General features: G+C 32.5%; 24 protein-coding genes. 5 read left to right on the top strand and 19 right to left on the bottom strand.

Annotation, left to right across the window (positions count from 1 at the left end; all coding sequences use genetic code 11):
• Positions 1-272: 272 nt before the first annotated feature.
• From ABMY20_RS11325 to ABMY20_RS11280, 10 genes are all read right to left on the bottom strand, one after another.
• Positions 273-1,004: a GNAT family N-acetyltransferase gene (locus ABMY20_RS11325; protein WP_349265335.1), complete on the bottom strand. Its 732-nt coding sequence runs from the start codon at positions 1,002-1,004 to the stop codon at positions 273-275.
• Positions 1,001-1,450 (bottom strand): DMT family transporter, encoded by a 450-nt coding sequence (locus ABMY20_RS11320; protein WP_349265334.1) that lies wholly within the window; start codon positions 1,448-1,450, stop codon positions 1,001-1,003. The genes ABMY20_RS11325 and ABMY20_RS11320 overlap by 4 nt, the downstream gene beginning before the upstream one ends.
• A gap of 51 nt (positions 1,451-1,501) precedes the next feature.
• Positions 1,502-2,104 carry a Crp/Fnr family transcriptional regulator gene (locus tag ABMY20_RS11315; RefSeq protein WP_349265333.1) on the bottom strand — a complete coding sequence of 201 codons (603 nt, stop codon included), beginning with the start codon at positions 2,102-2,104 and terminating at the stop codon, positions 1,502-1,504.
• Positions 2,105-2,111: 7 nt separating this feature from the next.
• Complete coding sequence (locus ABMY20_RS11310) at positions 2,112-3,056, bottom strand: XdhC family protein (protein ID WP_349265332.1); 945 nt, start codon at positions 3,054-3,056, stop codon at positions 2,112-2,114.
• A 6-nt stretch (positions 3,057-3,062) separates the two neighbouring features.
• Positions 3,063-3,437 (bottom strand): hypothetical protein, encoded by a 375-nt coding sequence (locus ABMY20_RS11305; RefSeq protein ID WP_281980181.1) that lies wholly within the window; start codon positions 3,435-3,437, stop codon positions 3,063-3,065.
• Positions 3,438-3,553: 116 nt separating this feature from the next.
• Positions 3,554-4,516, bottom strand: a complete 963-nt coding sequence (locus ABMY20_RS11300; protein WP_349265331.1) for a peptidoglycan DD-metalloendopeptidase family protein — start codon at positions 4,514-4,516, stop codon at positions 3,554-3,556.
• A 17-nt stretch (positions 4,517-4,533) separates the two neighbouring features.
• Positions 4,534-6,786 (bottom strand): molybdopterin cofactor-binding domain-containing protein, encoded by a 2,253-nt coding sequence (locus tag ABMY20_RS11295; protein WP_349265330.1) that lies wholly within the window; start codon positions 6,784-6,786, stop codon positions 4,534-4,536.
• An 8-nt stretch (positions 6,787-6,794) separates the two neighbouring features.
• The gene (locus ABMY20_RS11290; RefSeq protein ID WP_349265329.1) at positions 6,795-8,192 is read right to left on the bottom strand and encodes an FAD binding domain-containing protein; all 1,398 of its coding nucleotides are present in this window, start codon (positions 8,190-8,192) and stop codon (positions 6,795-6,797) included.
• Positions 8,193-8,340: 148 nt separating this feature from the next.
• A complete protein-coding gene (locus ABMY20_RS11285) occupies positions 8,341-9,111 on the bottom strand; it encodes a zinc ribbon domain protein (RefSeq protein WP_047789597.1) in 771 nt (256 codons plus the stop codon).
• Between the two features lie 3 nt (positions 9,112-9,114).
• Entirely contained in the window at positions 9,115-10,209 is a 1,095-nt protein-coding gene (locus tag ABMY20_RS11280; RefSeq protein ID WP_349265328.1) for a Nif3-like dinuclear metal center hexameric protein, read from the bottom strand.
• A gap of 101 nt (positions 10,210-10,310) precedes the next feature.
• Here ABMY20_RS11280 and lpxK point away from each other — a divergent pair, with 101 nt between their 5' ends.
• Complete coding sequence (gene lpxK, locus ABMY20_RS11275) at positions 10,311-11,342, top strand: tetraacyldisaccharide 4'-kinase (RefSeq protein WP_349265327.1); 1,032 nt, start codon at positions 10,311-10,313, stop codon at positions 11,340-11,342.
• Here lpxK and ABMY20_RS11270 read toward each other — a convergent pair.
• The 4 genes from ABMY20_RS11270 to ABMY20_RS11255 form a co-directional block, all read right to left on the bottom strand.
• Complete coding sequence (locus ABMY20_RS11270) at positions 11,339-13,324, bottom strand: translation factor GTPase family protein (RefSeq protein WP_349265326.1); 1,986 nt, start codon at positions 13,322-13,324, stop codon at positions 11,339-11,341. The genes lpxK and ABMY20_RS11270 overlap by 4 nt on opposite strands.
• Before the next feature lie 36 nt (positions 13,325-13,360).
• The gene (locus tag ABMY20_RS11265) at positions 13,361-14,422 is read right to left on the bottom strand and encodes a mannose-1-phosphate guanylyltransferase (RefSeq protein ID WP_047789601.1); all 1,062 of its coding nucleotides are present in this window, start codon (positions 14,420-14,422) and stop codon (positions 13,361-13,363) included.
• Between the two features lie 7 nt (positions 14,423-14,429).
• Positions 14,430-15,023, bottom strand: a complete 594-nt coding sequence (locus tag ABMY20_RS11260) for a SprT-like domain-containing protein (RefSeq protein WP_047789602.1) — start codon at positions 15,021-15,023, stop codon at positions 14,430-14,432.
• Between the two features lie 140 nt (positions 15,024-15,163).
• Positions 15,164-15,844, bottom strand: coding sequence for an SDR family oxidoreductase (locus tag ABMY20_RS11255; protein ID WP_349265325.1), 681 nt, complete (start codon positions 15,842-15,844; stop codon positions 15,164-15,166).
• A gap of 74 nt (positions 15,845-15,918) precedes the next feature.
• Here ABMY20_RS11255 and ABMY20_RS11250 point away from each other — a divergent pair, with 74 nt between their 5' ends.
• Complete coding sequence (locus ABMY20_RS11250) at positions 15,919-17,208, top strand: amidohydrolase family protein (protein WP_349265324.1); 1,290 nt, start codon at positions 15,919-15,921, stop codon at positions 17,206-17,208.
• Between the two features lie 759 nt (positions 17,209-17,967).
• Here ABMY20_RS11250 and ABMY20_RS11245 read toward each other — a convergent pair.
• Together ABMY20_RS11245 and ABMY20_RS11240 are read right to left on the bottom strand one after the other, a co-directional pair.
• Positions 17,968-19,464, bottom strand: coding sequence for a hypothetical protein (locus tag ABMY20_RS11245; protein WP_253057165.1), 1,497 nt, complete (start codon positions 19,462-19,464; stop codon positions 17,968-17,970).
• 9 nt (positions 19,465-19,473) lie between these two features.
• Entirely contained in the window at positions 19,474-20,514 is a 1,041-nt protein-coding gene (locus tag ABMY20_RS11240) for a glutaminyl-peptide cyclotransferase (protein ID WP_159490643.1), read from the bottom strand.
• Between the two features lie 197 nt (positions 20,515-20,711).
• Between ABMY20_RS11240 and ABMY20_RS11235 the strand changes: the two genes are divergently transcribed.
• The 3 genes from ABMY20_RS11235 to ABMY20_RS11225 all read left to right on the top strand — a co-directional run bounded on the left by ABMY20_RS11235 (position 20,712) and on the right by ABMY20_RS11225 (position 23,704).
• The gene (locus ABMY20_RS11235) at positions 20,712-20,963 is read left to right on the top strand and encodes a type B 50S ribosomal protein L31 (protein WP_047789607.1); all 252 of its coding nucleotides are present in this window, start codon (positions 20,712-20,714) and stop codon (positions 20,961-20,963) included.
• A 90-nt stretch (positions 20,964-21,053) separates the two neighbouring features.
• Positions 21,054-22,586 (top strand): FMN-binding glutamate synthase family protein, encoded by a 1,533-nt coding sequence (locus ABMY20_RS11230; protein WP_239180277.1) that lies wholly within the window; start codon positions 21,054-21,056, stop codon positions 22,584-22,586.
• Between the two features lie 20 nt (positions 22,587-22,606).
• Positions 22,607-23,704, top strand: a complete 1,098-nt coding sequence (locus ABMY20_RS11225; RefSeq protein ID WP_349265323.1) for a methyltransferase — start codon at positions 22,607-22,609, stop codon at positions 23,702-23,704.
• 42 nt (positions 23,705-23,746) lie between these two features.
• On the opposite strand, the gene ABMY20_RS11220 is transcribed toward ABMY20_RS11225, so the two are convergent.
• The 3 genes from ABMY20_RS11220 to ABMY20_RS11210 all read right to left on the bottom strand — a co-directional run bounded on the left by ABMY20_RS11220 (position 23,747) and on the right by ABMY20_RS11210 (position 26,878).
• Positions 23,747-24,388, bottom strand: coding sequence for an outer membrane beta-barrel protein (locus ABMY20_RS11220; RefSeq protein ID WP_349265322.1), 642 nt, complete (start codon positions 24,386-24,388; stop codon positions 23,747-23,749).
• 54 nt (positions 24,389-24,442) lie between these two features.
• Entirely contained in the window at positions 24,443-25,612 is a 1,170-nt protein-coding gene (locus tag ABMY20_RS11215) for a histidine decarboxylase (RefSeq protein WP_047789609.1), read from the bottom strand.
• A gap of 231 nt (positions 25,613-25,843) precedes the next feature.
• Positions 25,844-26,878, bottom strand: a complete 1,035-nt coding sequence (locus tag ABMY20_RS11210; RefSeq protein ID WP_349265321.1) for a M28 family metallopeptidase — start codon at positions 26,876-26,878, stop codon at positions 25,844-25,846.
• Positions 26,879-26,941 lie beyond the last annotated feature (63 nt).

Below are 26,941 nucleotides of genomic sequence, written 5' to 3'. Positions count from 1 at the left end.
AAGACTAAAAGAATCAATTCACAATGCTAATACGAATCATATCACAAAGATTAAACGGATCAAATCAAGAAGTTTAAACGGAACAATAAACGAAGCCTAATCGGGTCAACACACGAAGCCTAATCGGGTCAACACACGAAGCCTAATCGGGTCAACACACGAAGCCTAATCGGGTCGACACACGAAGCCTAAGGGAAGTGTCATTCACTGCATAATGGGAGTAACACCAAACAACAAAAAAAGATAAAATATTCATATTGTGTAGAAAATTGTTAGTTTGTTGTATTGAGTATATAGTTCTCCATTAAAAAGTCTAAAGAAAACCCTAGTTTTAAATACATTTCTTTCGCCATTTCTGAGGCTTGAAGTGTAGCTAAAGACAAATTCTGGTCAATGGCTTTATTCAATGTATGGCGCATAATTTCGGTAGCAAAACCTTGTTTTCTTTTTTCTGGTATAATACCTAAGCTGTGCAAACCAGCAATCGTATTTGTGGTGTATAAAATTACGGTTCCAACAAGTTCTTGTTCAAAATAAACAAGATAGTAGGGGATGATTTCTTTAGTTTTTAAAATGGTTGCTGTGCTTATTTCGTAATTAAAGGCTTTAAAAAAAGCGTTGCTCCAAATGTTAGCTTCTTCTGTGTTTTCTACTCTTTTAAAATCGATCTGTCTTTGCGTTTCGAACTTTTCTTTTAGTTCTAAACTCATTCCATATTGTGTAGACTTTAACTGAATTTTAGCATCAAGTTCCATATTATTTTCTTGACTTGATAGTGTAAATAAAGAAAATGTAAAATACTTATCTTCTCCTAACATTTGTTGCTGTACTTCTTTTAGTTGGTTTTCAGAAGGAGAGAGGTTAGTCCAAATTCTATTAGGCCATTGGGTATTTTCAATATAAGCGCTTTCAAAAGATGTTTCTTTATGATAGCCTTGATATGGAGCCGCAGCAGTTTTCCATAAAGAGGTTAAATTATTAATATTTGATACTATTTTTTTCATTTTGAGTTGATTAAAAGAATACTAATTGCCATGAAAATAATTCCAATACATTTTTTGGTAGTTATAGGCTCAACAGGTAGGTTTAACCAACCAAATTTTCCTGCGAATAACGAAAAAATCAATTGACCACATAAGCCAAAAGCAATCATTTTTGAAATTCCTAGCTTTGGTATGGTGTAAAAATAAAGAGAAATACCAATCATGCTAAAAAGTCCGCCAATAAACCATAAATACCAAGGTACTTGTTGCGCTATAGTTAGTTGAATACTTTCTTCTTTGAATAGAAATATGAATAAGCACCCAAAAACAGCACTGGCTATAGAGGTGGCTATAACAGCAATAACAGGTTGCTTTACAATAGCACCTAATTGTGTGTTAAATCCTGCTTGAACAGCTAGTGAAACCCCACCAATAAAGGCCAAAAAGTATAAAAAGAATATTTTCATACTGCAAAGATGGAAAGGAAATAACACCTTTTTCTTTACATATGTTGATTGCTATACATTTTTTTTAATGCTCTTACGTATTCGGCTTAATTGAGTGGGGGTGATGCCTAAGTGAGAGGCAATATAGTGTAATGGTATTCTATTTTCTATGTTGGGGTTAGCGTTTACAAAATCGAGATACCGTTCTTTAGCTTCTTTTAAAACAATGTCAATTTCTCGTTTCTCTTTATCAATTACCCAGTTCTTTTCAAGATAAGCAATATAGAAGTTTTGTAAATCTTGGTTTTCCTTAATAAGTTGTCTGTAGGTGTCATACGGAAAGCTAATAATGGTTGAGTCTTCTATAACTTCTAGAGAAAATTGAGAAGGTGTATTGGTAAGTGACGACACTACAGAACCTACAAAGCTCTCTGCTAAAAAGATGTTTTTATGATATACCGTACCGTTTTTATGTAAAAAACACGAAACTACAGCTCCTTTGTAAAGAACATGAACGTGTTTTGATACCTTACCAAAAGGCAATAAAGTAGTTCCTTTTTTTAAATCATGAATTTTTACAGCCGAAAACAAAGAAGAAATCGCCTCGTCACTCACCGTAGCATAACGATTAAAAACGCTTGTTAAAAAGGTTTTATGTTCATTAGGTTGATTCATTATTCGTTTAGGTGTTTTTAATTTGAATAATCTGTGCCGCAATACTTACCGCTATTTCCTCAGGGGTTTCACTTTTTATTGAAAGTCCAATAGGTGCGTGAACGTTGTTTAATTCTTCTTGAGTAACTCCTTCATTTTGCAAAACTTCCCACATCGTTTGCAACTTTGCTTTGCTACCCAAAACGCCTAGAAATTGATAGTTGTTTTTTATCAACTTACTCAATACCAACTTGTCATCGGTATATGTATTAGTCATAATGGCTACATAGCTTGAAGAAGATTCTTCTATGTAGTTTTCAATATCGTTATAATCAATAACCTGTTTTTTATGAGCCGTTTGGTTATTTTCTAAAGTGTTGAGGTTTTCTCGATTGTCAAAAACAACTACATAGAAACCAAGTTTTACAAAGAGTTCAGAAACAGCAACGCCTACATGTCCACCACCTACAATGTACAAGGTTTCTTTAAAACCAATATGTTCTTTAAAGTACCAATCTTCTTTTGAGTTGATGGTATATTCAAATTGATTATCTAGAGTATGAGAAGTAAAATCAAATAGGGTAGGAGATAAATGTAATATTCCTTTTTTACCGTGTTGTAAAGAAGAAATAATAGTTGAAATTATTGAAATATGTTTAGAGTCTAAGCAATGAAAGGCCACAGTTTGTTCACCAGAGCAAATCATACCCGAACCATCTTTGATATTTCCTTTATGAATTTGTTTTTTGATGAATGTTGGCGGAATCTCTTGTTGTAATAGTTGTTTGGCTTCTTCAACGAGTGCAAACTCCATTACACCACCGCCCACAGAACCGAAAATAAAACCATCTTCGGCAATTAACATTTTAAAGCCTTTTCGACCTGGAGAACTACCAAGGTTTTCAATTACTGTTAGGAGGTATACCTTCTGTTTGTTTTGAAGTTTTGTATGTAACTGTTGCCAAAATTCCATAAAAGCTTAGTTAAAAATGGTTTCGCTTAGGGCATAATAAATAGCCATTAGTGCAGAAAAAATAGCACTGGCTAAAAAACGCCAATCGAGTTTTACTTTATTTTGAATGATAAAATTAGCAATAAACGAAATAGGAATGTTCACTAAAAACGACCAACAAGCAACAATAAATAAATTACTGGTTATTTGTTCAAAATTCCCGGAAAATAGCTTGATAAACAGCAAATGTCTAAAAATCCAAAGTGGATTAAAGTACGCAATGGCTAATAGGGTTTTTGCGAGTGTTTTTTTGAGTCCGCTATTGTTTGCTGTCTTTTTTTCTATCCAATTAAAATAATTAGGGATTTCAAAAGCATAAACAGTAGCACCAATAAGTACCATTCCGAGAAGTCTGTATATTGAAAACTCGTTTAGTAAAAGGGATGCAATGGTATCTCCGATGCTATAAATTAACGCACCCCTAAATATATTCTGTTTGGTGTATTGTAGTTTGATACCTATTTATTTTGAATTAAGTCACCTTTAATCGGTGAGTAATTGGTTTTTTCTTTGTTATTAACCAAAGCTTTGTCAAAGTAACACTTAACTCCGTCTGCACTGTTTATACTTTCAATATTTTGAATGTGAAAATGTAAGTGTGGGTAGTAAGATTTTCCAGAGTTACCAACCTGAGCAATAATTGTTCCTTTCGTAACAATATCTCCTGTTTTCACTTTAATAGAGTTGTTTTTTAAATTACCAAAGAACAAAAACTCATTGTTGTTGGTTTTTAATATAATGGAATTTCCAGCTGCATAATAACGGTTAATATGACCTGGGTCATTATCTTTAATTCCATCAATAACGGAGATAATTTCACCATTTATGGGGGCTAAAACATTTTTGCCAAAAGAGTAATAGTTTTCGTTTTTATGTCTTTGTCCGTTATGAACTTTTTTGTTGTCATCAATTAAAACAAAATCAAAAGCTTTTTTTTGCGGATTAACATCATAATGATTGTTATCACTTTTAGCATCTCCTCCTTGTGCTACGTACCAAACTCCTTCATCGAAAGGTAAAGCTATTTTTGATATGTTTTTTTCTAAATAGGGGTTATCTCTGTAAACAAAACCTCCTAGTTTGTTCAGGATTTGATTATCTGGATATAATTTAAAACGTTGGTTTCCTTTTTCAAAATTAACATTAAACCTCACAGAATTATTAGCAGTTTCAACATAAGAGAAACTAGTTATTTTTCCATAGGTAAAATTCATCTTGTTTAAAAGAGAATCCCATTTTTTTCTCGGGACATTCTTTTGAAACCTAGCGGCAAATCTGTTATATATTTTACGATACTGTTGTTTGTTATAGTTTTCTTGAAAATGAACCATAAACTCACCAGCTCTTATTTTTTTACTTTGTCCTAAGAGACTTAAACTAATTGTACTAATTGCTAGCACAAAGAATATTTTCTTATTCATAAACAGTATTAATTTTTCTATTTTTCATACAATCCCATCAACACTTTTTCGGGTGTAAAAGGAGCGTGGAATTTTAATTTATAATTAGGGTTAAAGGTTTTTACCGCTTGCTGGATGGCAAAATAAGCCCCAATTCCATACATTAATGGAGGTTCACCAACCGCTTTCGATTTTTTAATAGCCATTTGATTCCCTTCAGTTTTTAACGGAATGGTTTCAACTGTTTTGGGAGCTGAAAAAATATCAGGCATCTTGTAGGTAGACAAGGCATTCGATAATAATCGTCCTTCATTATTATAAGAGATTTCTTCCATAGTCATCCAACCAATTCCTTGTGCCAAAGCACCTTCAACTTGCCCTAAATCAATGCCCATATTCATACTTTTACCAAAGTCGTGTACAATTTTTACGCTGTCAATTTCATAATTACCACGGATACAATCTACAGTAACCGTTGTTATGGCAGTACCGTATACATGGTAGGCAAACGGATGTCCTTTTTCTTTGGTTTTATCAAAATGAATAACTGGTGTAGCATAATGTGCATTTTCAGATAGCGCCACACGACGAAGCATCGCTTCAGCAATTAAAGCTTCCCATGTTAGCTCTGATTTTTTATTATTTACAAAAACAGCATCTTCTTGAAAAGAGATGTTTTCTTTTTTGGTAGAGAGCATGTCAGCGGCAACTTCAGTTAGTCGTTCAACTAACGAATTACACGCCATTTCTGTTGCTTTTCCGTTAAGGTCGGCAGTTGAACTTGCTGCAGAAGGTGAGGTATTGGCAACACGTGTAGTGTTCGTGGTTTCTAGTTTTACTTTATCTGGCGAAATTCCTAAAATACTTTGTGCTACTTGTAATATTTTAGTGTTTACACTTTGTCCCATTTCTACGGCACCTGTAGAAACACCAACACTTCCATCTTGATAAATATGTACCAAAGCACGTGCATGGTTCATCGGGGTATTGGTAAACGAAATACCAAAAGCAATAGGCATTAATGAAATTCCTTTTTTGTAGCGGTCGTTCTTATTATTGAAGTCAGCTACTTCTTGTTCTAGCTGTTCAAGTTGATATTGCTCTTTTGCACTAAACCACGAATTTTGTGCTTGTACTTCGGTTGCAATTTGCCCGTAAGAAAACTCATCGTTTTCAGCTAATAGATTTGCTTCTTGTATTTTTCTTTTGTTGATTCCGATTTTATCAGCGGCATCTGCAATAGCACTTTCAATAACAAACATACCTTGCGGACCACCAAAACCACGGAAAGCGGTATTAGGAGGTAGGTTGGTTTTACAGCTATACACGGTAGTATGTACATTTGGAACAAAATAGCTATTGGTAGCATGAAACAAAGTTCTCTCAGCAATAGCAGGAGATAAATCAGCGGCGGCACCAGAGTTTTGCAAGAACTCAGCTTCAAAGGCTTTAATTTTTAGGTCTTTGGTGAGTCCTATTTTATAAAATGATGAATAGGGGTGACGTTTTCCTGTCATACGTAAATCGTCATGGCGATTCAGCATGTATTTAACTGGGCGGTTTAAGTGTTGCACTGCCACAGCAGCCATCACTGCCCAAGGAGTTGCTTGATCTTCTTTACCTCCAAAACCACCTCCTAAACGAATTACATCTACTTCAATTTTATGCATTGGTATACCTAAAACCTTGGCTGCTGTTTTTTGAACAGCGGTAGGGCCTTGAGTTGATGAGGTAATTTTTATATTCCCGTTTTCTTGAGGAACCGCATAACAACCTTGTGTTTCGAGGTACAAATGCTCTTGTCCGTTCGAAAAAGTTTCGTCTTCAAATACATATTCACATTCGGTAAAAGCATTTTGGGTGTCTCCTAAGTTAAATGAACGAGGAGCATTGATAAAGCTTCCTTTTTCTTTGGCTTCTTTAGCTGTTGTGATTACAGGAAGTTCTTCAATATCTATAGTAATTAAGGCTCTAGCTTTTTTAGCGATGGCTTCACTTTTAGCAACAATAAAAGCAATGGGTTGTCCCCAAAAATGGACTTCATCTTCTGTCCATAAAGGTTCATCAGGAATGATGCCTCCAATTTGATTTTCTCCTAAGACATCTTTATAGGTGAATATTTTTATTACACCTTCTAGCGCTTCTGCTTTTGAATAATCTACCGATTTGATTTTTCCATGCGCTTTTGGCGAGTCAAAAACCAAGCCGAATAAGGTGTCCTGTCTCAGCATTAAATCGTCAACAAATAACGATTCTCCTCTAACATGAGTAAAACTGTCTATGTTTTTCATCGTTTTCATTAGGCAATCAATTTTTTAAGTTCTACTTGGTTCGGGAATAGCTCTAAAAAGTGAGCAAAAAATAATTGTCGTGCTAACAAACGCTTGTACTCGGCAGTTCCTCGAACATCAGTAATGGGTGAAATTTCTGATTGTAAAACTGTTTCGGCTTCTTTTATAGTTTCAGAATTGATTGTTTTTCCTATTAAAAAGGTGTTGGTATTGGATAAATATTTTGGAATAGCTGCGACACCTCCTAAAGAAAAATGAGCATCTGTAATTGTATTGTTTTCTATAGAAACTTTTCCAGCGGAATTTACACTAGCAATATCTAAATGTGTTCGTTTGCTTACTTTTTCAAAATTAAAAAAGTCTTCTGCTTGTGGAACTTTGAATTGTATTGATTGTAAGATTTCACCTTCGTGTAAATCGTACTTTTTATAGTCTTGATGAAATTCTTGAAATGGAATTTGTCGCATATTTCCATCTTCTTTTTGAATGGTTACCATTGAGTTCAATGCTAAAAAGAAAATAGACATATCGCCAATAGGTGAGGCGTTTACAAAGTTACCACCGATGGTTCCCATGTTTCTGATTTGCTCAGAAGAAACAAGCTTCAAAAATTGTTTGAGTTTAGGAAAGAGGGTTTGTAATTGTTTGCTTTCTGCTATTTCGGTCACTGTTGTATTAGCACCTAGTGTACAAAATCCTTCGGTAAAAGAAATTTCTTTTAAAGCGTTTTTATCGGTTAATAAATGTACATCTTCTTCCGCCATTTTATCAGCATGCTGTACATAAATATCGGTTCCGTTAGCTACTTTTATTCCCGTTTTTTCAAAGGTTTTTGGTTGTATTTGTGCTAATTTTTCAGGGATAGTTTCAAAATAATTAGGAATAAAACCTTCATTGATTAGCCAATCAATTTGATGGTTTTTGTCTTTTTGTTGCAGTTTTTGTTCTATTTCAAAACCAGCTTTTTCAATCGATTTATACCCTGTGCAACGACAAATGTTTCCGCTGACAGCATCGTTACAAGAAGTTGTTTGGTTGTTGTCAAGAGCATAACCAGTCATAGAAACCACAAATCCTGGAGTACAGAAACCACATTGTGTCGCATAATTATCGGCCATTGCTTTTTGAACGGTATTCAGTTCTTTTGGTAAATTGATACCTTCTACCGTAACAATATGCTTTCCGTTAGCATTTCCTAAAGGAGAAATACACGAAGTTATACTTTGATAGCTAAGACTACCGTTTTTTTGTTCACCGATTAGAACGGTACAAGCACCGCAATCACCTTCACGACATCCTATTTTTGTACCTTTTAACTGTTGATGTTCTCGAATAAAATCGAGTAGGGTAATACCAGCGTTTGCTGTAGTTTTTATTACCTGATTATTTAATATAAATTGTATCATAAGCAGAATGCAAGATACGAAAATGTAACGTTAGGTGAAAAGTGAGTAGCTTTGATTTTTAATTGTCACTAATTTTATCATCAAAACTGATAGTAATAAAAAAGCCTCCAAATTTTTGGAGGCTTTTGTATATACTTTAAGAAAAATATTAAGCAAATAAGCTGTCTATTTTTTCTTTTTCTTCTTGTGCTAAAGCAGGATCTACTAAAATACGACCACTGTGCTCGTCAATTGTAATTTTCTTACGGTTAGCAATCTCTAATTGTACCTGTGGTGGAATAGTGAAGAAAGAACCTCCTGCAGCTCCACGCTCAATAGCAACAACAGCTAAACCGTTTCTTACTTTAGTTCTAATTCTTTTGTATGCCGTTAATAAGTGCTTGTCAATAGATTGAGAAAATTCTTCAGACTTTTCTTTTAATAATTGCTCTTCTTTCTCAGTCTCTTTTAAGATAGCATCTAATTCACCTTTTTTGTGAGCTAAATGTGCTTCTTGCTTAGCTAATTTTTCTTTGGTGTTATCAATAACCTCTTTCTTTTGAGCAATTTTAGCTTTGTATTCTTTAATTCTCTTTTCAGATAATTGAATTTCTAGCTCTTGGTACTCAATTTCTTTAGATAAAGAGTCGAATTCACGGTTATTACGAACATTTTTTTGTTGTTCTTCGTATTTAGTAATTAAGTTTTTAGATTCTTCAATCGCTAACTTTTTGTTACTAATGTCAGTTTCTAAATTTTTAACATCCTCAGCTAAATTAGAAAGTCTCTTGTTTAATCCGGCAACTTCATCTTCTAAATCTTCAACTTCTAAAGGTAATTCACCGCGAACGTTTCTAATCTCGTCAATTCTAGAATCGATTAACTGTAAATCGTATAACGCTCTTAATTTTTCTTCTACCGTTACTTCTTTTTTTGCCATCTGTTAAATATAGTGTATTGGATTTGTACTCTTTTCGCTTAAAATAATTGCAAAAGTACTAAATTTTTTGCTAAGATAATCAACTAAAAGGTTTTTTGTAAACTGCTCGCTTTCATAATGTCCAACATCTGTAAGTAAGATTCTTTTTTCAGCTTTAAAAAATTCATGGTATTTAAAATCAGCACTTATATAGGCATCTGCACCTGCTCGTATGGCATTTTTAATAGCAAAACTTCCTGAACCTCCTAATACTGCAACTTTTTTAATAGGTTTGCCAAGTAATTCTGAGTGTCTTACACAACCAGTTTTAAAGGTTTCTTTTACAAATAATAAAAAGTCTTTCTCATTCATCGCCGAAGGCAGTTCTCCAATCATTCCCATACCGACGTTTTGGTTTTGGTTATCTAAGATAATGACTTCGTAAGCAACTTCTTCATATGGATGGTTTTTAAAGAGAGCGGAAAGTATTTTTCCTTCTAAATAAGAATCGAATGTTACTGTAATGCAGGTTTCTTCTTCAAACATCAATTTACCCTTTTCACCAACAGTCGGATTTGAGTTTTCGTTTCCTCTGTAGCTTCCTTTTCCTTCTACATTAAAAGAACAGTTATCATAATTACCAATATTACCTGCGCCAGCTTCAAATAATTTTTCACGAAGATTATTAGCTTCTGCAAAAGGAACATAAGTAGTTAGTTTTTTTATGATTCCTTTTTTTGGAATTAAGGTTTTCATGTTTTCTAATCCCAAAACTTCTCCCATTTTAGCTGAAACTCCATTATTAACATTATCTAGAGCGGTATGTGTAGCATAAATAGCAATATTGTGCTGAATAGCTTTCAGCACAACACGTTCTACATAATTGTTACCGTTAATCTTTTTTAATCCGCTAAACACAATTGGATGAAAACTTACAATAAGATTACAGTTATTAGCAATTGCTTCATCTACAGTTTCTTCAAGGGTATCTAGGGTAACTAAAATTCCTGTAACTTTAGTACTGTAATTACCTATTAATAAACCAACATTGTCAAAATCTTCAGCATACGAAAGCGGAGCTAATTGTTCAATGTAGTTGGTGACGTCTTTTATTTGCATTTGGGTAAGTTTCAAAGTATTAATATAGCAAAGTTACAAAGTAGAAAAATGAAAATAAAAGTATCCTGTAGATTAATGCTTAAATTATTACTTTTGATGTAATGAAGCTACTTCGATTTTTATTATTTCCGTTTGCTGTTTTGTATGATGTAATTACGAGGATTCGTAATTGGTTTTTTAATGTAGGTATTTTAAAATCTACTTCTTTTGATATTCCTGTAATTGCTGTTGGTAATTTGAGTGTAGGAGGAACAGGAAAATCTCCACAGATTGAATATTTGATACGATTACTGAAAGATGATTATAATACTGCTGTTTTAAGTCGTGGATATAAACGTAAAACAGAAGGATTTCAGTTAGTAAATGACAAACATACTGCAGAAGATGTAGGTGATGAACCTTTACAGTTTTATAAGAAGTTTAAAAAAGATGTTACCATAGCTGTGGATGCTGATAGAACTAATGGAATTCAACAGTTGTTACAGCACAATAATCCGCCAGAAGTAGTGTTGTTGGATGATGCTTATCAGCATAGAAAAGTAACGGCGAGTAGCTATATTTTACTAACCAAGTATAACGATTTATTTGTAGATGATTTTGTATTGCCTACAGGGAATTTGCGAGAAAGTAGGAGAGGAGCTAAACGGGCTAGTGTGATTGTGGTTACGAAATGTCCTGAGAATTTATCGAAGACAGAACAAGAAAAGATAGTACGAAAACTCAATCCGAAGCCATATCAAAAAGTGTTCTTTACAACGATTGCTTACGATGAGAATTTAAAAGGAACAAAAGAGTTAACAATTGATGATTTGCAGGATAAAGAAGTTTTGTTAGTAACAGGAATTGCGAATCCGACTCCTTTATTGAATTTTTTGAAAGAAAAGGAAGTAAGTTATAAGCATCTAAACTTTCCTGACCATCATAATTTCACGAATCAGGATATTACAACTATTAAGAAAAACTTTGATGAATTGCAATCTCAAGAAAAAATTATACTAACTACCGAAAAGGATTATATGCGTTTAGAAGGAAAGGTTGATAATCTTAATTATATCTCTATTAAGAGTCATTTTATAAGTGAAGAGAAAGTTTTTAATTCTTTGGTATTGGATGAAATAAAGAAAGTGAATTAAATCACTCGTTCGTCAGCTTTATAAGCACCACGACGATGTAGTATCCATTGCGCTTCGTCTAAAGGGTTAACTCCTTTAAAAGGTTTTGATTTTCCTTCTCCTTCAGGACATACATCATAGCCATGAAAAACCATTCGTAAACGTATACGTCCACTACAAATAGTATTTAATTTAATACTTAGGTCTAGAGAAGTGGCTACGGGAATTGTTCCTGTAAGGTGCATCATTTCATTTTGAAAAGTAGGAGAGTTGATTGTAGCTCTTCTAGTAGTAAGTTCAGAAATGATTTTACTTAAAAATTCTTCATTAGTTTTTATTTCAAAGCGAACTAACGGTTCTAGTAAATGTGTTCCGCCAGCTTGTAAACCTTTCATAATTCCCATTGGAGTAGCTAAATTAAAATCACCAGGTCTTGAATGCACATTATGATCTTCTCCTTTAATCAATGTTATTTTTATATCGGTAACTTCCCAACCGAGTAAACCTTGTTCTAAAGCCTTCGGAATAGTCCTCGCTATTTCATTTTGATATTTATTATGAATATCGTTTTTAGAAACAATAGATTGATAACTAACACCAGAATTTAAAGGAGCAGGCTCAATTAAAAAAGTCATAATTGCCCAACAAGGCTTAGGCATCCAATAACGAACGTAACCTTCTGTAGCTTTGCTTATGGTCTCTTTGTAAACAATTTGAGGTTCTGTAAAAGTAGCAGGGATTGAAAATCGTTCTAATAAAACATGTGTAAGTACTTCAATTTGCATATCTCCCATTAGTAATAACAACAGTTCTTTTTCGGGTTTATGCCATTTGAATTGTAGCGTTGGATCTTCTCTGTCTATGATTTGTAAAGCCTGCGCTAAAGCATTGTAATCTTTATCGTTATTAGGTATCACTTGTACACTCAAGACGGGAGTATTTAATTCGGGGAGCTTAGGAATTCCTTCGGGGCTGCCAAGAATATCTCCTGTTTTTGTATCAACAACACCTGTAATAATTCCTATATCACCTGCTTTAATAGTAGTGTCTATGTGTTTGGTATGATGAAAAACCTTCGATTGGTTTATTTTAGTTTCTACGGCTTGGGTATGATTGTAAATAACAGACTTAGAAGATAACTCACCCGAAAAAACCTTTACATGTGCCATGACACCATGAGTTTTATGATGCTCTAACTTGTATACATAAGCAGAAGTTTCTTGTGTGGCAGTATTCTTATCTGGTTTAATGAAACTTGTTAATCCATCTAATAGCTCTTTTACACCAATGTTGTTTTTAGCAATTCCTGTAAATACAGGTGAAATTAAAGCTTTGGAAGTGTTTTTTACAATAGTTTTTATATAGACATCATCAGTAATGGTGTGACCATTTAAGTATTGTTCTAGTAAATTTTCATCGGTTTCAATTAACTCTTCTAAAATGGCTTCTTTTTGTTCTTTGGTAGCCGAATTATTATGAAAAACTGGATTAATACAAGCAGTGTCCAATCCTTCATGATGACTGGTATAGATAGACACAGTTTTAATTTGAAGCTCATCTTTTATTTGTTCTAAAACATTCTCTGTATCTGCTCCTTGTCGGTCAATTTTATTAATGAAAATTATTGTAGGAATTTTCAGTTTTTGCAAAGCATCTGCAATAGTTAAGGTATGAGCTTGTACACCTTCAACAGCTGAAATAACTAAAACAACAGCATCTACCACACATAATGTTCTTGCAACTTCACTAGAAAAATCTACGTGTCCAGGAGTATCTATCAGATTGACTTTGGTGTCATTCCAAATAAAAGAAGTGGTAGCTGCTTTTATGGAAATTCCACGTTCTTTTTCCAGTGCTAAACTGTCAGTAACAGTAGAACCTTTATCTACACTCCCTATATTTCTTATAGCTCCTGTATGGTATAATAAATGTTCGGTTAAGGTAGTTTTACCAGCATCAACATGTGCTAAAATTCCTATGTTAAGAGTGTTGGAATATTCCATTAATCAGTAATATCTTATAAAGATAGAGGTAGTTTGTTAAAATTGCTCTTTTGCTTCAGTTCGTAGTTGTTTAATGTCTTGTTCGTCTTTACGTGGACAAATAACTAATACATCATCTTTTTCTACAATAATAAAATCTTGTAATCCTTGAACTACTACTTTTTTACCATTTTTAGTACTAACCATATTCCCGTTGGCATCTTTAAAAATAGTTGTAGCTCCAACTGTTGCGTTTTGATGAGTGTCTTTATCAAGTTTGTTATATAAAGAACCCCAAGTACCTAAATCATCCCAACCAAAATCTACAGGGAGTACGTGTACCTTTTCAGAGCGTTCCATAATTCCGAAGTCGATAGAAATATTCTCGCACTTCTCGTAGTTGCTTTTAATAAAATCATCTTCGAAATTAGTGTTGTACACGTTATCTTCGGTTTCTAAAATGTTTACCATTTCAGGAAGATGTTTTTTAAAGGAATGTAAAATGCTAGAAACAGACCAAACAAAAATACCAGCATTCCATAAATAGTCGCCACTCGCTAAAAACTGAGTAGCTTTTTCTAGATTAGGTTTTTCGGTAAACGTTTGTACCTTTTTTATTTCAGAAGCATTTTCTTCAAATTGAATATAGCCATACCCCGTATTTGGGTGATTCGGTTGTATTCCTAGAGTCATTAATATGTCTTCCTTTGAGCAAGCGTTAAAAGAAGTTTCTATGTTTTTAAGGAATTCGGTTTCGTTTTCTATCCAGTGATCTGATGGGGCTACTAACATCACAGCATTTTCATTTTGCTGACGGATTTTTAATGCAGCATATAAAATACAAGGAGCTGTGTTGCGCATTGTAGGTTCAAGAAGTAGTTGTTCTGAGCTAATCTCAGGAAGTTGTTTTAATATTAATTCTTTATAACGTTGATTCGTAGCAATTAAAATATTCTTAGAAGGAACTAATTGATTGATCCTGTAAAAGGTTTTTTGTAATAAAGATTCTCCAGTTCCTAATAAATCATGAAATTGTTTAGGATTGTTTTCTGTGCTTACAGGCCAAAGACGAGAACCTACGCCACCAGCCATAATTACTGCGTAATAATTATTCTTCATAAGAATTTTAAGTTTTTATTAATTCAATTTCTGCGTTTTGATTGAATAAGTAGGTTTTTTTATTGTTTAAATTTAAGCATTCATAACGAGTTCTTCGTTTATTTCCTCTCTTATATAAAATATTTTTAAATTTAAAAACACTCCCTACAGGTACTTCAAATATAAAATGCTTTCCATTTTCTGCTTTACCTCCTCGTAGAGCTAACGATAAGTTTGTATCGGTATCTGTACTGGCTTTAGGATTTTTTAAATAATTGGCTAAATATGGCAGAATATTTTTTGGATAAATTTCTGGCTGTAAAAAAGGTAACATTAAATGTTGAAAAACTGTTTTCCATTCTTTACCATGAGGTTGTACTCTTCCAAATTTTTGATACGTAACATGATGTGCAATTTCATGAATTAACGTCAGTAAAAATTGATAAGGGTTTAAGTTGTTATTTACTGTAATTTGCATGTGACCATTTGGTAAGCGACGAAAATCACCATGTTTGGTTTGGCGTTCACTTACTATTTTCAAATTGATTTTATGCTCAATAATTAAATATTCAACTAATGGAATTGCTTCTTTGGGGATGTATTTAATTAGTGTTTTTTTCAAAAGTCAGTTCGAGCGGTTTTTATTTTGAAATAAAATGAAAAAATAAAAAATTGTATCGAGAATTAACTAATGCTTCTAGATACAATTTTCTTTTCAGTTATGTTAAACGAAAATCATTAAAAGTGATACACGTTATTTTATTATGGAGTAGAGCTTGAAACCTGTAGCACTTTTCCGTTATAATATTTATTACCAGTTAAAGCAAAATCAAAAATATAATTAGCCATTTCTTTAGCAGATAATGGAGCTTCATAACCAGGGAAAGCTTCTTCTAACATCTCTGTTTGTACAGCGCCTAAGGCTAATACATTAAAAGCTATTTGTTGTTCTTTGTATTCTTCTGCTAATAGTTCTGATAAGGTAATTACAGCACCTTTGGCAGAGCTATAGGCAGCTAATCCAGGAAATTTCATGCTTCCTTGAATTCCACCCATACTACTCACTGTTACCACATGACTCCCTTTTTGCATAAACGGTAGAAGGGTTTTAGTCAATTCAGCAACTGCAAAAACATTCACTTTATAAACCTCTTCAAAATCTTGCGTAGTTAGTTGTTCAAAAGGTTTGTTAACCAACTTTCCTGCATTATTGATAAGGATATCTACCTTTTTCCATTTAGTTGAAACAAATTCAACTGTTTTTTGTAAATCTCTTTCGTTCGATAAATTAACAGAGATAATAGTGATGTTTGGGTGGCTAACCTGTTCTAAAGGTTTTGTGTTTCTTGATAAGGCTAATACTTGATGTCCTTGATTAGCAAACTGTTGTGCTAATTTAAAACCAATACCTCTACTAGTTCCTGTAATAACAACGTTCTTCATGTAATTGTCAAAATTTAAAAAGGCAAGCTACATAAAAATCACTACATTTATTGTTTAATCATTCTTAAATTATCATGAAAAAAAGACTTTTTTTAACGCTTCTCCTAACAATGTCAATCACAACATTTGCTCAAAATACCTATATATTTTGTGGGAAATTAATTGATACAGAAAAAGGTAAAATAAAAGAACAACAAACTATAATTGTAAAAGGTAACAAGATTATTGATGTGTTAAAAGGATATGTGAACCCTGAAAATACTGATGATATAACGATAGATTTGAAAGATAAGGTGGTAATGCCTGGATTGATTGATATGCATGTGCATGTTGAAAGTGAACATAGTCCGAAAACAAGACTGGAAAAATATATTTTGAATGATGCTGATAGAGCTTATAACTCAGTTAAGTTTGCCGAAACCACTTTGTTAAACGGCTTTACCACGGTAAGAGATTTGGGAGGAACAGGGGTTAATATTTCTTTAGCTAAAGCAATTAAATCGGGAAAAATTGTAGGTCCGAGAGTGTTTACTGCGGGGAAATCTTTAGCAACGACAGGAGGGCATGCAGACCCAACAAATGGAAGCAGTAGAAAGCTAATAGGAAACCCTGGGCCAAAAGAAGGAGTGGTAAATTCGGTAGAAGATGCTCGAAAAGCGGTTAGACAGCGTTACAAAAATGGAGCAGATTGTATAAAAATTACAGCTACAGGAGGCGTATTAAGTGTGGCCAAAAGCGGAGACAATCCGCAGTTTACTATTGAGGAAATAAAAGCAATTTGTGAAACAGCTAAAGATTACGGAATGCATGTAGCGGCTCATGCTCATGGAGATGAAGGAATGCAACGCGCTATAATTGGAGGGGTAAAAACGATTGAACATGGAACTTATATGAGTGATGAAACAATGGAGTTGATGAAAAAATACGATGCATATTTGGTACCAACTATTACAGCTGGAAAAGAAGTAGAAGAGAAGGCTAAAGTAAAAGGCTTTTATCCAGAAATTGTAGTGCCTAAAGCATTGGCTGTTGGTCCACAAATACAAGGAACTTTTGGAAGAGCTTATAAAAAGGGTGTAAAAATAGCTTTTGGTACCGATGCAGGAGTTTTTAAACATGGTAAGAATGGAAAAGAGTTTGGGTACATGGTTGAAGCAGGAATGCCTGCTATAGAAACGATACAGTCTGCAACAGTGACTAATGCAGCATTATTAGGCATGAAAAATGAGTTAGGACAGATTAAAAAAGGGTTTGTAGCAGATATCATTGCAGTAGGAGAAGATCCTATTCAAAATATTCATACGATGGAAAAAGTAGTTTTTGTGATGAAAGGTGGGAGGGTTTATAAAGAAATTATGAATTGAAAAACAGTACGTTAAAAATAAAAAGGAATGCAAAGCATTCCTTTTTTTATAGATATATATCTATAGTATTGCCCCCCGACAAATATTTTGATGTTTAGTGATTTCTTTTTTTAAAAAGAGCTATTCAATTTTATTAATAAAGAATAGCTCTTAACTAACCAAACTTATTAATTTATTTTATTACTATGAATGAAACAAATACACTACAAATATATTTTAGATTCTATGCTCTTTTACTTTTAATTCGATGAATGGAGTGTTTTTTAGGTTGAGAAGAAGCCTACTACAGATAAGTTATGTAACGAAAAAAACAAGTAACATGTTTTTTAATTTGAATTTATTTTTGGAAAGATTTTATAAAAAAGAACAAAAAAGGAATGCTCAGCATTCCTTTTATTTATAGATACGTATCTATAGTGTTGCCCCCCGACAAATATTTTGATGTTTAATGATTTCTTTTTTAAAAAAGAGCTATTCAATGTTTATTAATAAAGAATAGCTCTCAACTAACCAAACTAATTAATCTATTTTATTACTATGAATGAAACAAATACACTACAAATATATTTTAGATTCTATGTTCTTTTACTTTTAATTCGATGAATGGAGTGTTTTTTAGGTTGAAAAGAAGTGTACTACAGGTAAGTTATGTAACGAAAAAAACAAGTAACATATTTTTTAGCTTGAATTCGTTTTATAGCTTGTAAGCTATATATCGCTTGATAAATATTTTAATGTTTAATGACTCTTTTTGAAGAGTTAAAAATTAGTATGTTGGTAAGCTCCAATATCAGGGGAAGTGCTTCTGTCTACACCTAAAATATCATTAGAAACAGTAGAAGGTTTAGCTTTATTAATAGCATCACTATTTTCACCAATGATAAACTCATTTTTAGTAACATCTTTAAAGTTAGGCTCTCCGTTTAAAATGTTATTTTGATAATGTTCAGTATCATTAAAATTCAATTCAGTATTATCTGTGAATGAATTATTAAGGTCATTAAATTTTATTAAGCAATTTTCAACCGAGTAATTAAAGGTTGTACCATCAATTCTATCAAGAATAAATTCAACGTTGTTGTTTCCTTCAATAATACAGTTTATAAAGTTAGCGGTAACCAAATCATTAGTCTCTGTAATTTCTTGGTTATCATTATTAAGATAACTAATGTGGTTGTTGACTAAAACCGAAGGTAATTGACGAATACTATTGTTCCAAAAGTTAGCAAAAGTAGCATGGGCAAAGTTATATTTACCACCAAAAGTACAAGCTAATGCAGATTGTCCTGCGCTACCTATTACTAAGTTTTCTCCTTCAATATGTGTGTTTCTACCTAAAACACCATAGTTTGAACTGTTATATATTTCAGTATTTTTTATTGTTAGCGTGGGAGAGGAGGTATCTTGTCCGTCAACAAGAAGTCCAACAGTTCCATTTTTAATTTGAGTATAATTTAGTTCGTTGTTAAAACTACCTTCACGTATCCAAATAGCTCCCCATTGTCCTGGAATTTCGCTAAACTGATGTTCTAATCGGTCTCCTTCAAAAATTACTTTTTCATCTAAAGTTCCATTCACTTTAAAGTTTGCATCTTTATCAATAATTAAGCCTGAATTATTGTGAAAATGAATTTTAGCTCCGGCTTCAACTGTTAGTGTTTTACTTGATGGTACAGCAGCGTAACCGTAAATGACATAAGGTTTTTCATTAGTAAAGGTTAGTTCTTCGTCAGTTAAAAAGCGACCCTGAATTTCGGTTTCTTTACCATTAATAGTTAATGTTTCAATACCCGAACTGTTTTTAGAAGGAAAAATAAAATGAGCGTCTTGTACTAAAGTAACTAAATCTACATCTTGTTGGTTTTCTCCATTATCAAATAATATTTTATCAGTATATAAAGGATCGGTAATGGTGTTAACATTAATAGTAGTTTCTATAAAAATATAAATACTATCATTTGCCAAAATATCAATATTATTGAAACTGTCACCAGCTAATCCATCTACATTCAATCGATAATTTGAAGTATTTCCATTTTCCAATTTGATTTCTGGAATTGTAATAGTTTTACTACTCTTATTGTATACTTTTAAGTTATACGTAGCAGAACCTATATTGCTAAAAACAGTGTCTAGAAATACGGTGTCTTTTGAAAACTGTAACTTCCCATAACTAGGTACTGTATTGAAGTCTTTTCTACAAGATATTACAATAATGGATAGAATAAGTGCTAGTATGGGAAGGGTATTTTTCATGGTTTAGGATTATTGTTTGATTAATTCTATTTCAAATAATTTTCCCCAATGTTTTCCTGTAACAAATAAACGATTGTTTTCAGAATCATATGCAATTCCGTTTAGTACATCATCTTGAGTCTCCAAAGTTTGATCTTTAGCAACAATATCTCTCAATCCATTTAAGTTAGCTACACCTTCAACGACACCTGTTTCTGGATTGATAATAACTATTGAGTTTTGTTGCCATTTATTAGCATAAATTTTACCATTTATTAGCTCAATTTCATTTAAATTATCAACGGGATATTTGTTTGTGTATACTTGAACACTTCTTTTTTCTTGCTGATTATTGGCGTCTAAAAACCAAATTTTGTTACTTCCATCCGTTTTAATAAGCTCAGAACCGTTATGTGTTAATCCCCATCCTTGATTACTATTGGTGTAATTAAAGCTGCCAAGTTGTTTAAATGTTTCAAAATCGTATATAAATCCTTTTCGAGCGTGCCATGTTAACCAATAAATTTTATTATTAAAAATGGTCATTCCTTCACCAAAGTATTTTTCATCCAAATCTATCTTTTGTAAAACTTTTCCAGTTTCTAATTCAACTTTTCGTAAAGTAGATTCACCGTTTCGCCCCGTACTTTCATATAAATAACCGTTTTTATATTCTAGTCCTTGAGTATAGGCTCCTTTATCATGTGGGTAAATGTTTACAATTTTATAAGAGTATACAGCAGGAGCCTCTTTTGCTAAAATCTCAATAGAGTTGTTTAATTTTTTTGATTTATTAGGATAAAAAGCCAATGCGGTAACAGCATGTTTTCCTACACCAAAATCGGCAGTATTAATAGTAACACTTGTTTCGTTAGTGTTTACACGTTTGTTGTTTACATAAAGGTGTACAGAATCTATCTGCTCCCCCTTCAATTGTTCAAACTTAATAGCGGCTTTTTCGCCTAGAGTGGTTTTTTTAGTAGTGTTTAATTTAAATTTGTAATTAGTTTCACTACAAGAAGTTATGAGTAAAGTAGTTAATCCTAATGATAAAAGTTTATAAAAACGCATATATAAAATGTTATTTTCTATAGTTTATAAAGATGTACTACAAATTAAAGCAAATTATTTGTTTGCAAATTAAAAAAAAGGGTTAAATTTGCACCCTCAAATAGCCATTGCAGGTTTTTGATATATGAAAGAACTATAAAGCTTTACCAACTTTATAATTTTTTCAACAAAAATAAAAGATTTTAAATTTACAAGAGATGAAAAAAGGTATACATCCAGAAAATTATAGAATGGTAGCGTTTAAAGACATGTCTAACGGAGATGTTTTTTTAACACGTTCAACTGCTAACACAAAAGAAACTTTAGAAGTAGAAGGAGTTGAGTATCCATTAATTAAATTAGAAATTTCAAGAACTTCACATCCTTTCTACACTGGTAAGTCTAAGTTAGTAGATACTGCAGGGCGTATTGATAAGTTCAAAAATAAGTACGCGAAATTCAAAAAATAATTTCAAGTATTCAAATATACAAGAAAGCTCTGGCTATATGTCAGAGCTTTTTTTATGCTAAAATTGTATTTTTGCAAAAAAATAAAAAAAATGAGAGATACTATCTTATCTGTTGTTATTGTAATAAATATTTTATGTGGTGTGTTAGTTTATTTCATGCCAGATATGGGAAATTACATTTTACTAACAGTAGCTACAGCAGTTACTCTGTTAGCAATATATGATGCTTTTATTCAAAAAAAGCATTCATTAATGAGAGCTTTTCCAGTAATTGCTCGTTTACGTTGGGTATTTGAAGAAGAAAGAGAAAAAATTCAACAGTATTTTATTGAAGACGATTTAAACGGAAAGCCTATTAATCGTGAAAAAAGAAGTATTGTTTATCAGCGATCAAAAAAAGAAATTGAAACAGTACCTTTTGGTACTCAACATAATGTATATGCAAAAGGGTATGAGTTTGTGAAACATTCACTATTCCCTAAAGATCATCATCATATCAAAGGAGAAAGAGTACTTATTGGTTCAGATAAGTGTACACAAAAATATGACTCTTCTATAATCAATATTTCTGCAATGTCTTTTGGTTCGTTGAGTAAAAATGCAATTATGGCATTAAACCAAGGTGCTAAAATGGGAGGCTTTGCTCATAACACAGGCGAAGGAGGAGTTTCTCCTTATCATTTACAAGGAGGAGATTTAATTTTTCAGGTAGGTACAGGGTATTTTGGAGCAGGGAAAAGTGTAAATGGTAAACGTGTTTTTGATGCTGAGGTTTTTAAGAAAAATGCTGTTAGAGAAGAGGTAAAGATGGTTGAAATAAAGCTTTCACAAGGAGCTAAACCAGGTCATGGTGGAATTCTTCCAGCAAAAAAGAACACGAAAGAAATTGCTGAAATTCGTTCTGTAGAGCCTTTTACACGAGTAGATTCACCACCGGCACACGATGCTTTTTCTAATTTTGACGAAATGGTTGCATTTATTCAACAGGTGAGAGAATTATCTGGAGGGAAACCCGTTGGAATTAAGTTTTGTGTTGGAGACAACGATGAAATCGAAACGATGATTAAAGCTTTTGCTGATGCTAATAATTACCCTGATTATATAGCTGTTGATGGAGGAGAAGGAGGGACAGGTTCAGCACCTTTAGAGTTTTCAAACTACATTGGTACACCGTTATTAGAAGGACTATCTTTTGTAAATAAGATGTTGAAAAAATACGGACTAAAAGACCAAATAAAAATTATTGCAAGTGGTAAAGCTATTGATGCTTTTGATGTGATTAAATATCTAGCATTAGGAGCCGATGCAATTGGTATGGCTCGTAGCTTTATGTTAAGTTTAGGCTGTATTCAGGCACGTGAATGTAATTTAGATACTTGTCCTGTGGGTGTAGCAACACAAGAGAAGGACTTAGTAAAGGCTTTGGTAGTTAAGTATAAGAATATGCGTGTAAAGAATTACCATAATAAGACAATTAGTGCCATTAAAGAAATGGTTGCAGCTATGGGAAAAGATTCAATTAAAGATGTAGAGGCAAAACACATTTTTAGAAGAAAAAGAACAGGAGAAATAACTTCGTTAGATAAAGTTTACTACACTAAAGAAAAGGTTTTAGTTAGTTAAATAAAGAAAACTAGTTAAAATTGGATACTAGAGTAAAAATACAGTCAAAAACATATCAATTACAGCGTTACCCCAAGACTTCCGACAAAAGTTTACGAGCTTGGAGTAACGCTGAACTCTTAGTGTTAGATTATATAACCGATAAGTATATAGAGGGTTTACACCTTTTTAATGACCGTTTTGGAGTGTGGAATTGCGCTTTACAGCATAAAAAAGTTACGGCTGTTTGGACGTATGCTAGTCAGCAAAAAGCAATTCGTCAAAATTTAAAACTGAATAACATTTCTACGGAAGTCGATTTTAAAACTCCTTTAGACAACTTAGAGAGTGTTGATTTAGCATTGATTAAAATTCCAAAGTCATTAGAGTTGTTTGAGTTGTTTTTACAACAAATACATAAAGCTTCACATGAAAATACTGAAGTAGTTTGTGGGTTTATGACTAAATATTTTTCAGTTTCTTTTATAAAAGTTGCTGAACAATATTTTGAAGGGGTTACTCAATCAAAAGCATGGAAAAAAGCACGTTTGTTGATTTTAAAAGTACCTAAAAAAGAAGTCAAACAGAAGGATCTAATTAATACCATCCAGTGGAAAAGCAAAGTCTTACAGCAATATTACGGTGTGTTTTCTTCTGGAAGCATAGATATAGGAACGCAATTTTTCTTAGAAAATTTAGAAGTTAAAACAGAGGAGTTAAAAGTGTTAGATGTAGCTTCTGGAAATGGAATTATAGCTTATGAAGTTGCTAATCAAAGTCCACAAACAGCAGTAACTTTAGTAGATGATTTTAACTTAGCTATTGAATCATCTAAAATTAACTTAGAAGGAAAAAAAGCAGAGTTTGTATGTGATGATACTTTAGAAAAATTAGATAACAACTCATTTGATTTAGTTGTATCAAATCCACCTTTTCATTTTGAACATGAGAATAATATTGAAGTGGCACTCAACCTTTTTAAAGGAGTAGAAAATTGTTTGAAAAATGAAGGGAGGTTTTTGTTAGTTGCTAATTCACATTTGAATTATAGTACGCACTTAACAAAGCTTTTTACTTCGGTAAGTGTATTACAACAAAATAAAAAGTTTCAAATAATAGAATGTATAAAAAAACGCTAAGAATTTTCTTAGCGTTTTTTGTTTGATTTGTAAACTTTAATACTACCAATAATATGATAAACCGAACATTAAATCAGTTGAGTTTATATTAAAATCGAAAGAACTCCAAGTTCTTTTTGATGAATTTCTAGGCTCTTGTGTGCCATTGTTGTACCCTAAAGCTCCTATGTTAGCCTCTAAAGCTAAATTTTTGTTTAAGAAATAAGTTATTCCTGGTCGAACACCAATAAAATATTCGTTTGTATGCCCTCCATTAGAGTTTAAAGCATTATTATTTTCATATTCTGAATAGCTATATCTAAATTCTCCTTGTAACGAAATAGTCAATTTCTTTCCAACAGGAAAATATTTTTTGATGTATGGGAAAATTCTAAAATGATTAGTTGTATTAACTTGATTATTTGTTGTATTTCCTAACTCGCTTTCCGTATATCCATACCCTAAGCCCAATCCTAGAATTAAGTTGTCGTTGATAGTGTAACCTATTTTTGGGGAAAAGTTAAAATTAAAATACTTAGAAGTATCAGGTGAATCTTCAAATTCGGAATTGGTGTGTCCTAAAGAAACATTCCCGCCAACATACCACGTATCTTTTTCAATAGTTAATTTTTCATTTTCTTTTTTTTCTTGCCCATAAGCAAATGACAATGCAAGTAGCATTGTACTTAATAATAATTTCTTCATAATTAAATTTTCTTTTATAGCAATCAAAAGTACTTGTCTTAGATTAATAAAAGGTTAGCTTAATGAAAAATCATAGGAAAATTCCTCTTCAATAATTTGTTCTGTACAATTTTTTAAATCATTTACAAATTCATCAATTTGAGTTTTTGTTACGTTAGGCATACAAATAACATGAGAAATGTTCCCTTCAGTAGCTAACTGCCATTTATCTTTAATACTTTGTGGAGTTTTTGGTAATACAACAGTAATTGCATTAGGGTTTCTCCAAGCATTTACTCCAATTTTTTGTAATTCAGCTTCGCAGTATTCAGCTACAGCTAAACTATGCTGATAACGCTGTTGTAAACCTTCGACACCTAATTGCTTTAAAGCATACCACAAGAATAAAGGAGAATGTCCGTTACGAGAGCCTGTAATAGTAGTATCAAAAGAGCCGATGTACGAAATACCTTTAGCAATTCTATCTCTATTTGATCTTTTAGCCATTAATACACCAGTTGGGATTGGTGAACCAATAAATTTATGTCCACTAATAGATATACTGTCTGCACCATCCATAAAGTCAAAAGGAAGGCGAGGTTGCATGAACGGTCCATAAGAGCCAGCTAAAGCAGCATCACAATGAATATAATGGTCTTGGATAGCGAGGTTGCTTAAAATTCCTTTAATTCTACCTATATCGTCTTTTGCTTCTTTCATCGTTGTACCAAAAGTTGCCAATACAATTACTGGTTTATGACGGTTCATACGAACAGTGTTTTCAAAATCTTCATAATCCATCTCGCCATTTTCTTGCGATTTAATTACAATACTTGGGATATTTAATAAATGGATATTCTTACGTACACTATAATGAGTAGATTCAGAATAGTATACCATAGCTTTAGGAAATAATTCACGAGCAATGTATAAACCATACAGGTTACTCTCTGAACCACCGTTGGTAACATATCCCCAAAAGTCTTTCGGATTTGCTCTAAATAGTTTTGCGAAAAATGCAATAACCTCACGTTCCATTTCATGGGTTCGCACACGATAAGTGCCTTGTTCGAAAGGATCACCAAGGTTGTTAATTGGATATTGAAAAAATTTATTTAATTCTGAATAATCGAAATCTTTTGATACAGGATATCCTAAAAAAGTATCGCGAGCAGAAGCTAATTCTTCTTGTAATTTATCTAGTTTTTGTTGATTTTCTAATGATAATTTCCCTTCGTTAACCATAGTATTAAAATTTAAGCGGGCAAATGTAAACTAAGGAATGTTATTTATCAGGTATTAGTTTGATGTTTAGATTATTTTTCTAATTTATTTTTTTTAGTAGATAAATAATCTGGTTAAGGTTCTTTTTTAAGTGTAAAAGGAGATATATTTTAAGAGTAATATTAAAGAAAATAAAAAGCTCATCTAATTTAGATGAGCTTTTAAACTTTATAATTTAAATTTGATTAGACCTTATTCTGCGGCTTTATCAACCACAACACGATTCTCACGATTCGCAACTTCCCAAGCTGTATGGAAAACCAAACGAGTTCTGTTCTCTAACATTTCGTAATTGATTTTGTCAGGAGTGTCAGTTGGTCTGTGATAGTCGGCATGTGTTCCATTAAAATAAAAAATAATAGGAATGTTGTGCTTAGCAAAATTATAGTGGTCAGAACGATAATAAAAACGATTAGGGTCGTTATCATCGTTGTATTTATAATCTAAATCGATGTTAGTATACTTTTTATTCATCGCTTCAGAAATGTTATGTAATTCAGTACTTAACTTATCAGAACCGATTAAGTATACATAATTTGGATTTCCTTTATGGCGGTCATCAACTCTACCAATCATATCAATGTTCAAGTTGGTAACAGTATTAGCCAATGGGAAAATTGGATTTTCAGTATAATATTTAGATCCTAATAAACCTTTTTCTTCACCTGTAACGTGTAAAAATAAAATAGAACGTTTAGGGCCTTTACCAGCATCGGCAGCTTGTTTAAAAGCTTCAGCAATTTCTAAAATAGCTACAGTTCCTGATCCATCATCATCGGCACCATTGTATATTTCTCCATTTTTAACTCCCTCGTGATCTAAGTGAGCTGAAATAACTACTATTTCATCTGGTTTTTCCGTTCCTTTGATAAAAGCAACAACATTTTCAGAATCTTTTAAAGTCATTCCTCTACGGTTGTTACTTAAGTATTCAGAAGGTACTTCTTGAAAGTAATCATCATCACCTAAAGGAGAAACTATTCCTTGACTAACATAAAAATCTTTTAAATACTTTACCGCTTTTTTTTGTCCAGGCTCCCCCGTGTTTCTTCCTTCAAATTCATCTGAAGCATAGATAAATAGATGTTTTCCTAAATCTTTTGCAGTAATAGTTTGGGCATATTTAGCTGCAAAATCAGTAGTATCATTGTCAGTACTAGCTGTTTCTTTGCTAGAACCACATGCTACCAATGCAATTGCACTAGCCATAAAAAGTAATTTTTTCATCAATAGTTAAGGTTTGTTTAGTTCGATTAGTTTCAAAAGTAAGAAAATGTTACAATTGCTCAA

This window comes from Tenacibaculum sp. SSH1-16 (assembly GCF_040104435.1).
Classification (GTDB): Bacteria; Bacteroidota; Bacteroidia; order Flavobacteriales; family Flavobacteriaceae; genus Polaribacter; species Polaribacter mesophilus.
Note: the sequence above shows the minus strand (reverse complement) of the source record. Positions and strands in the feature narration are given on the sequence as shown.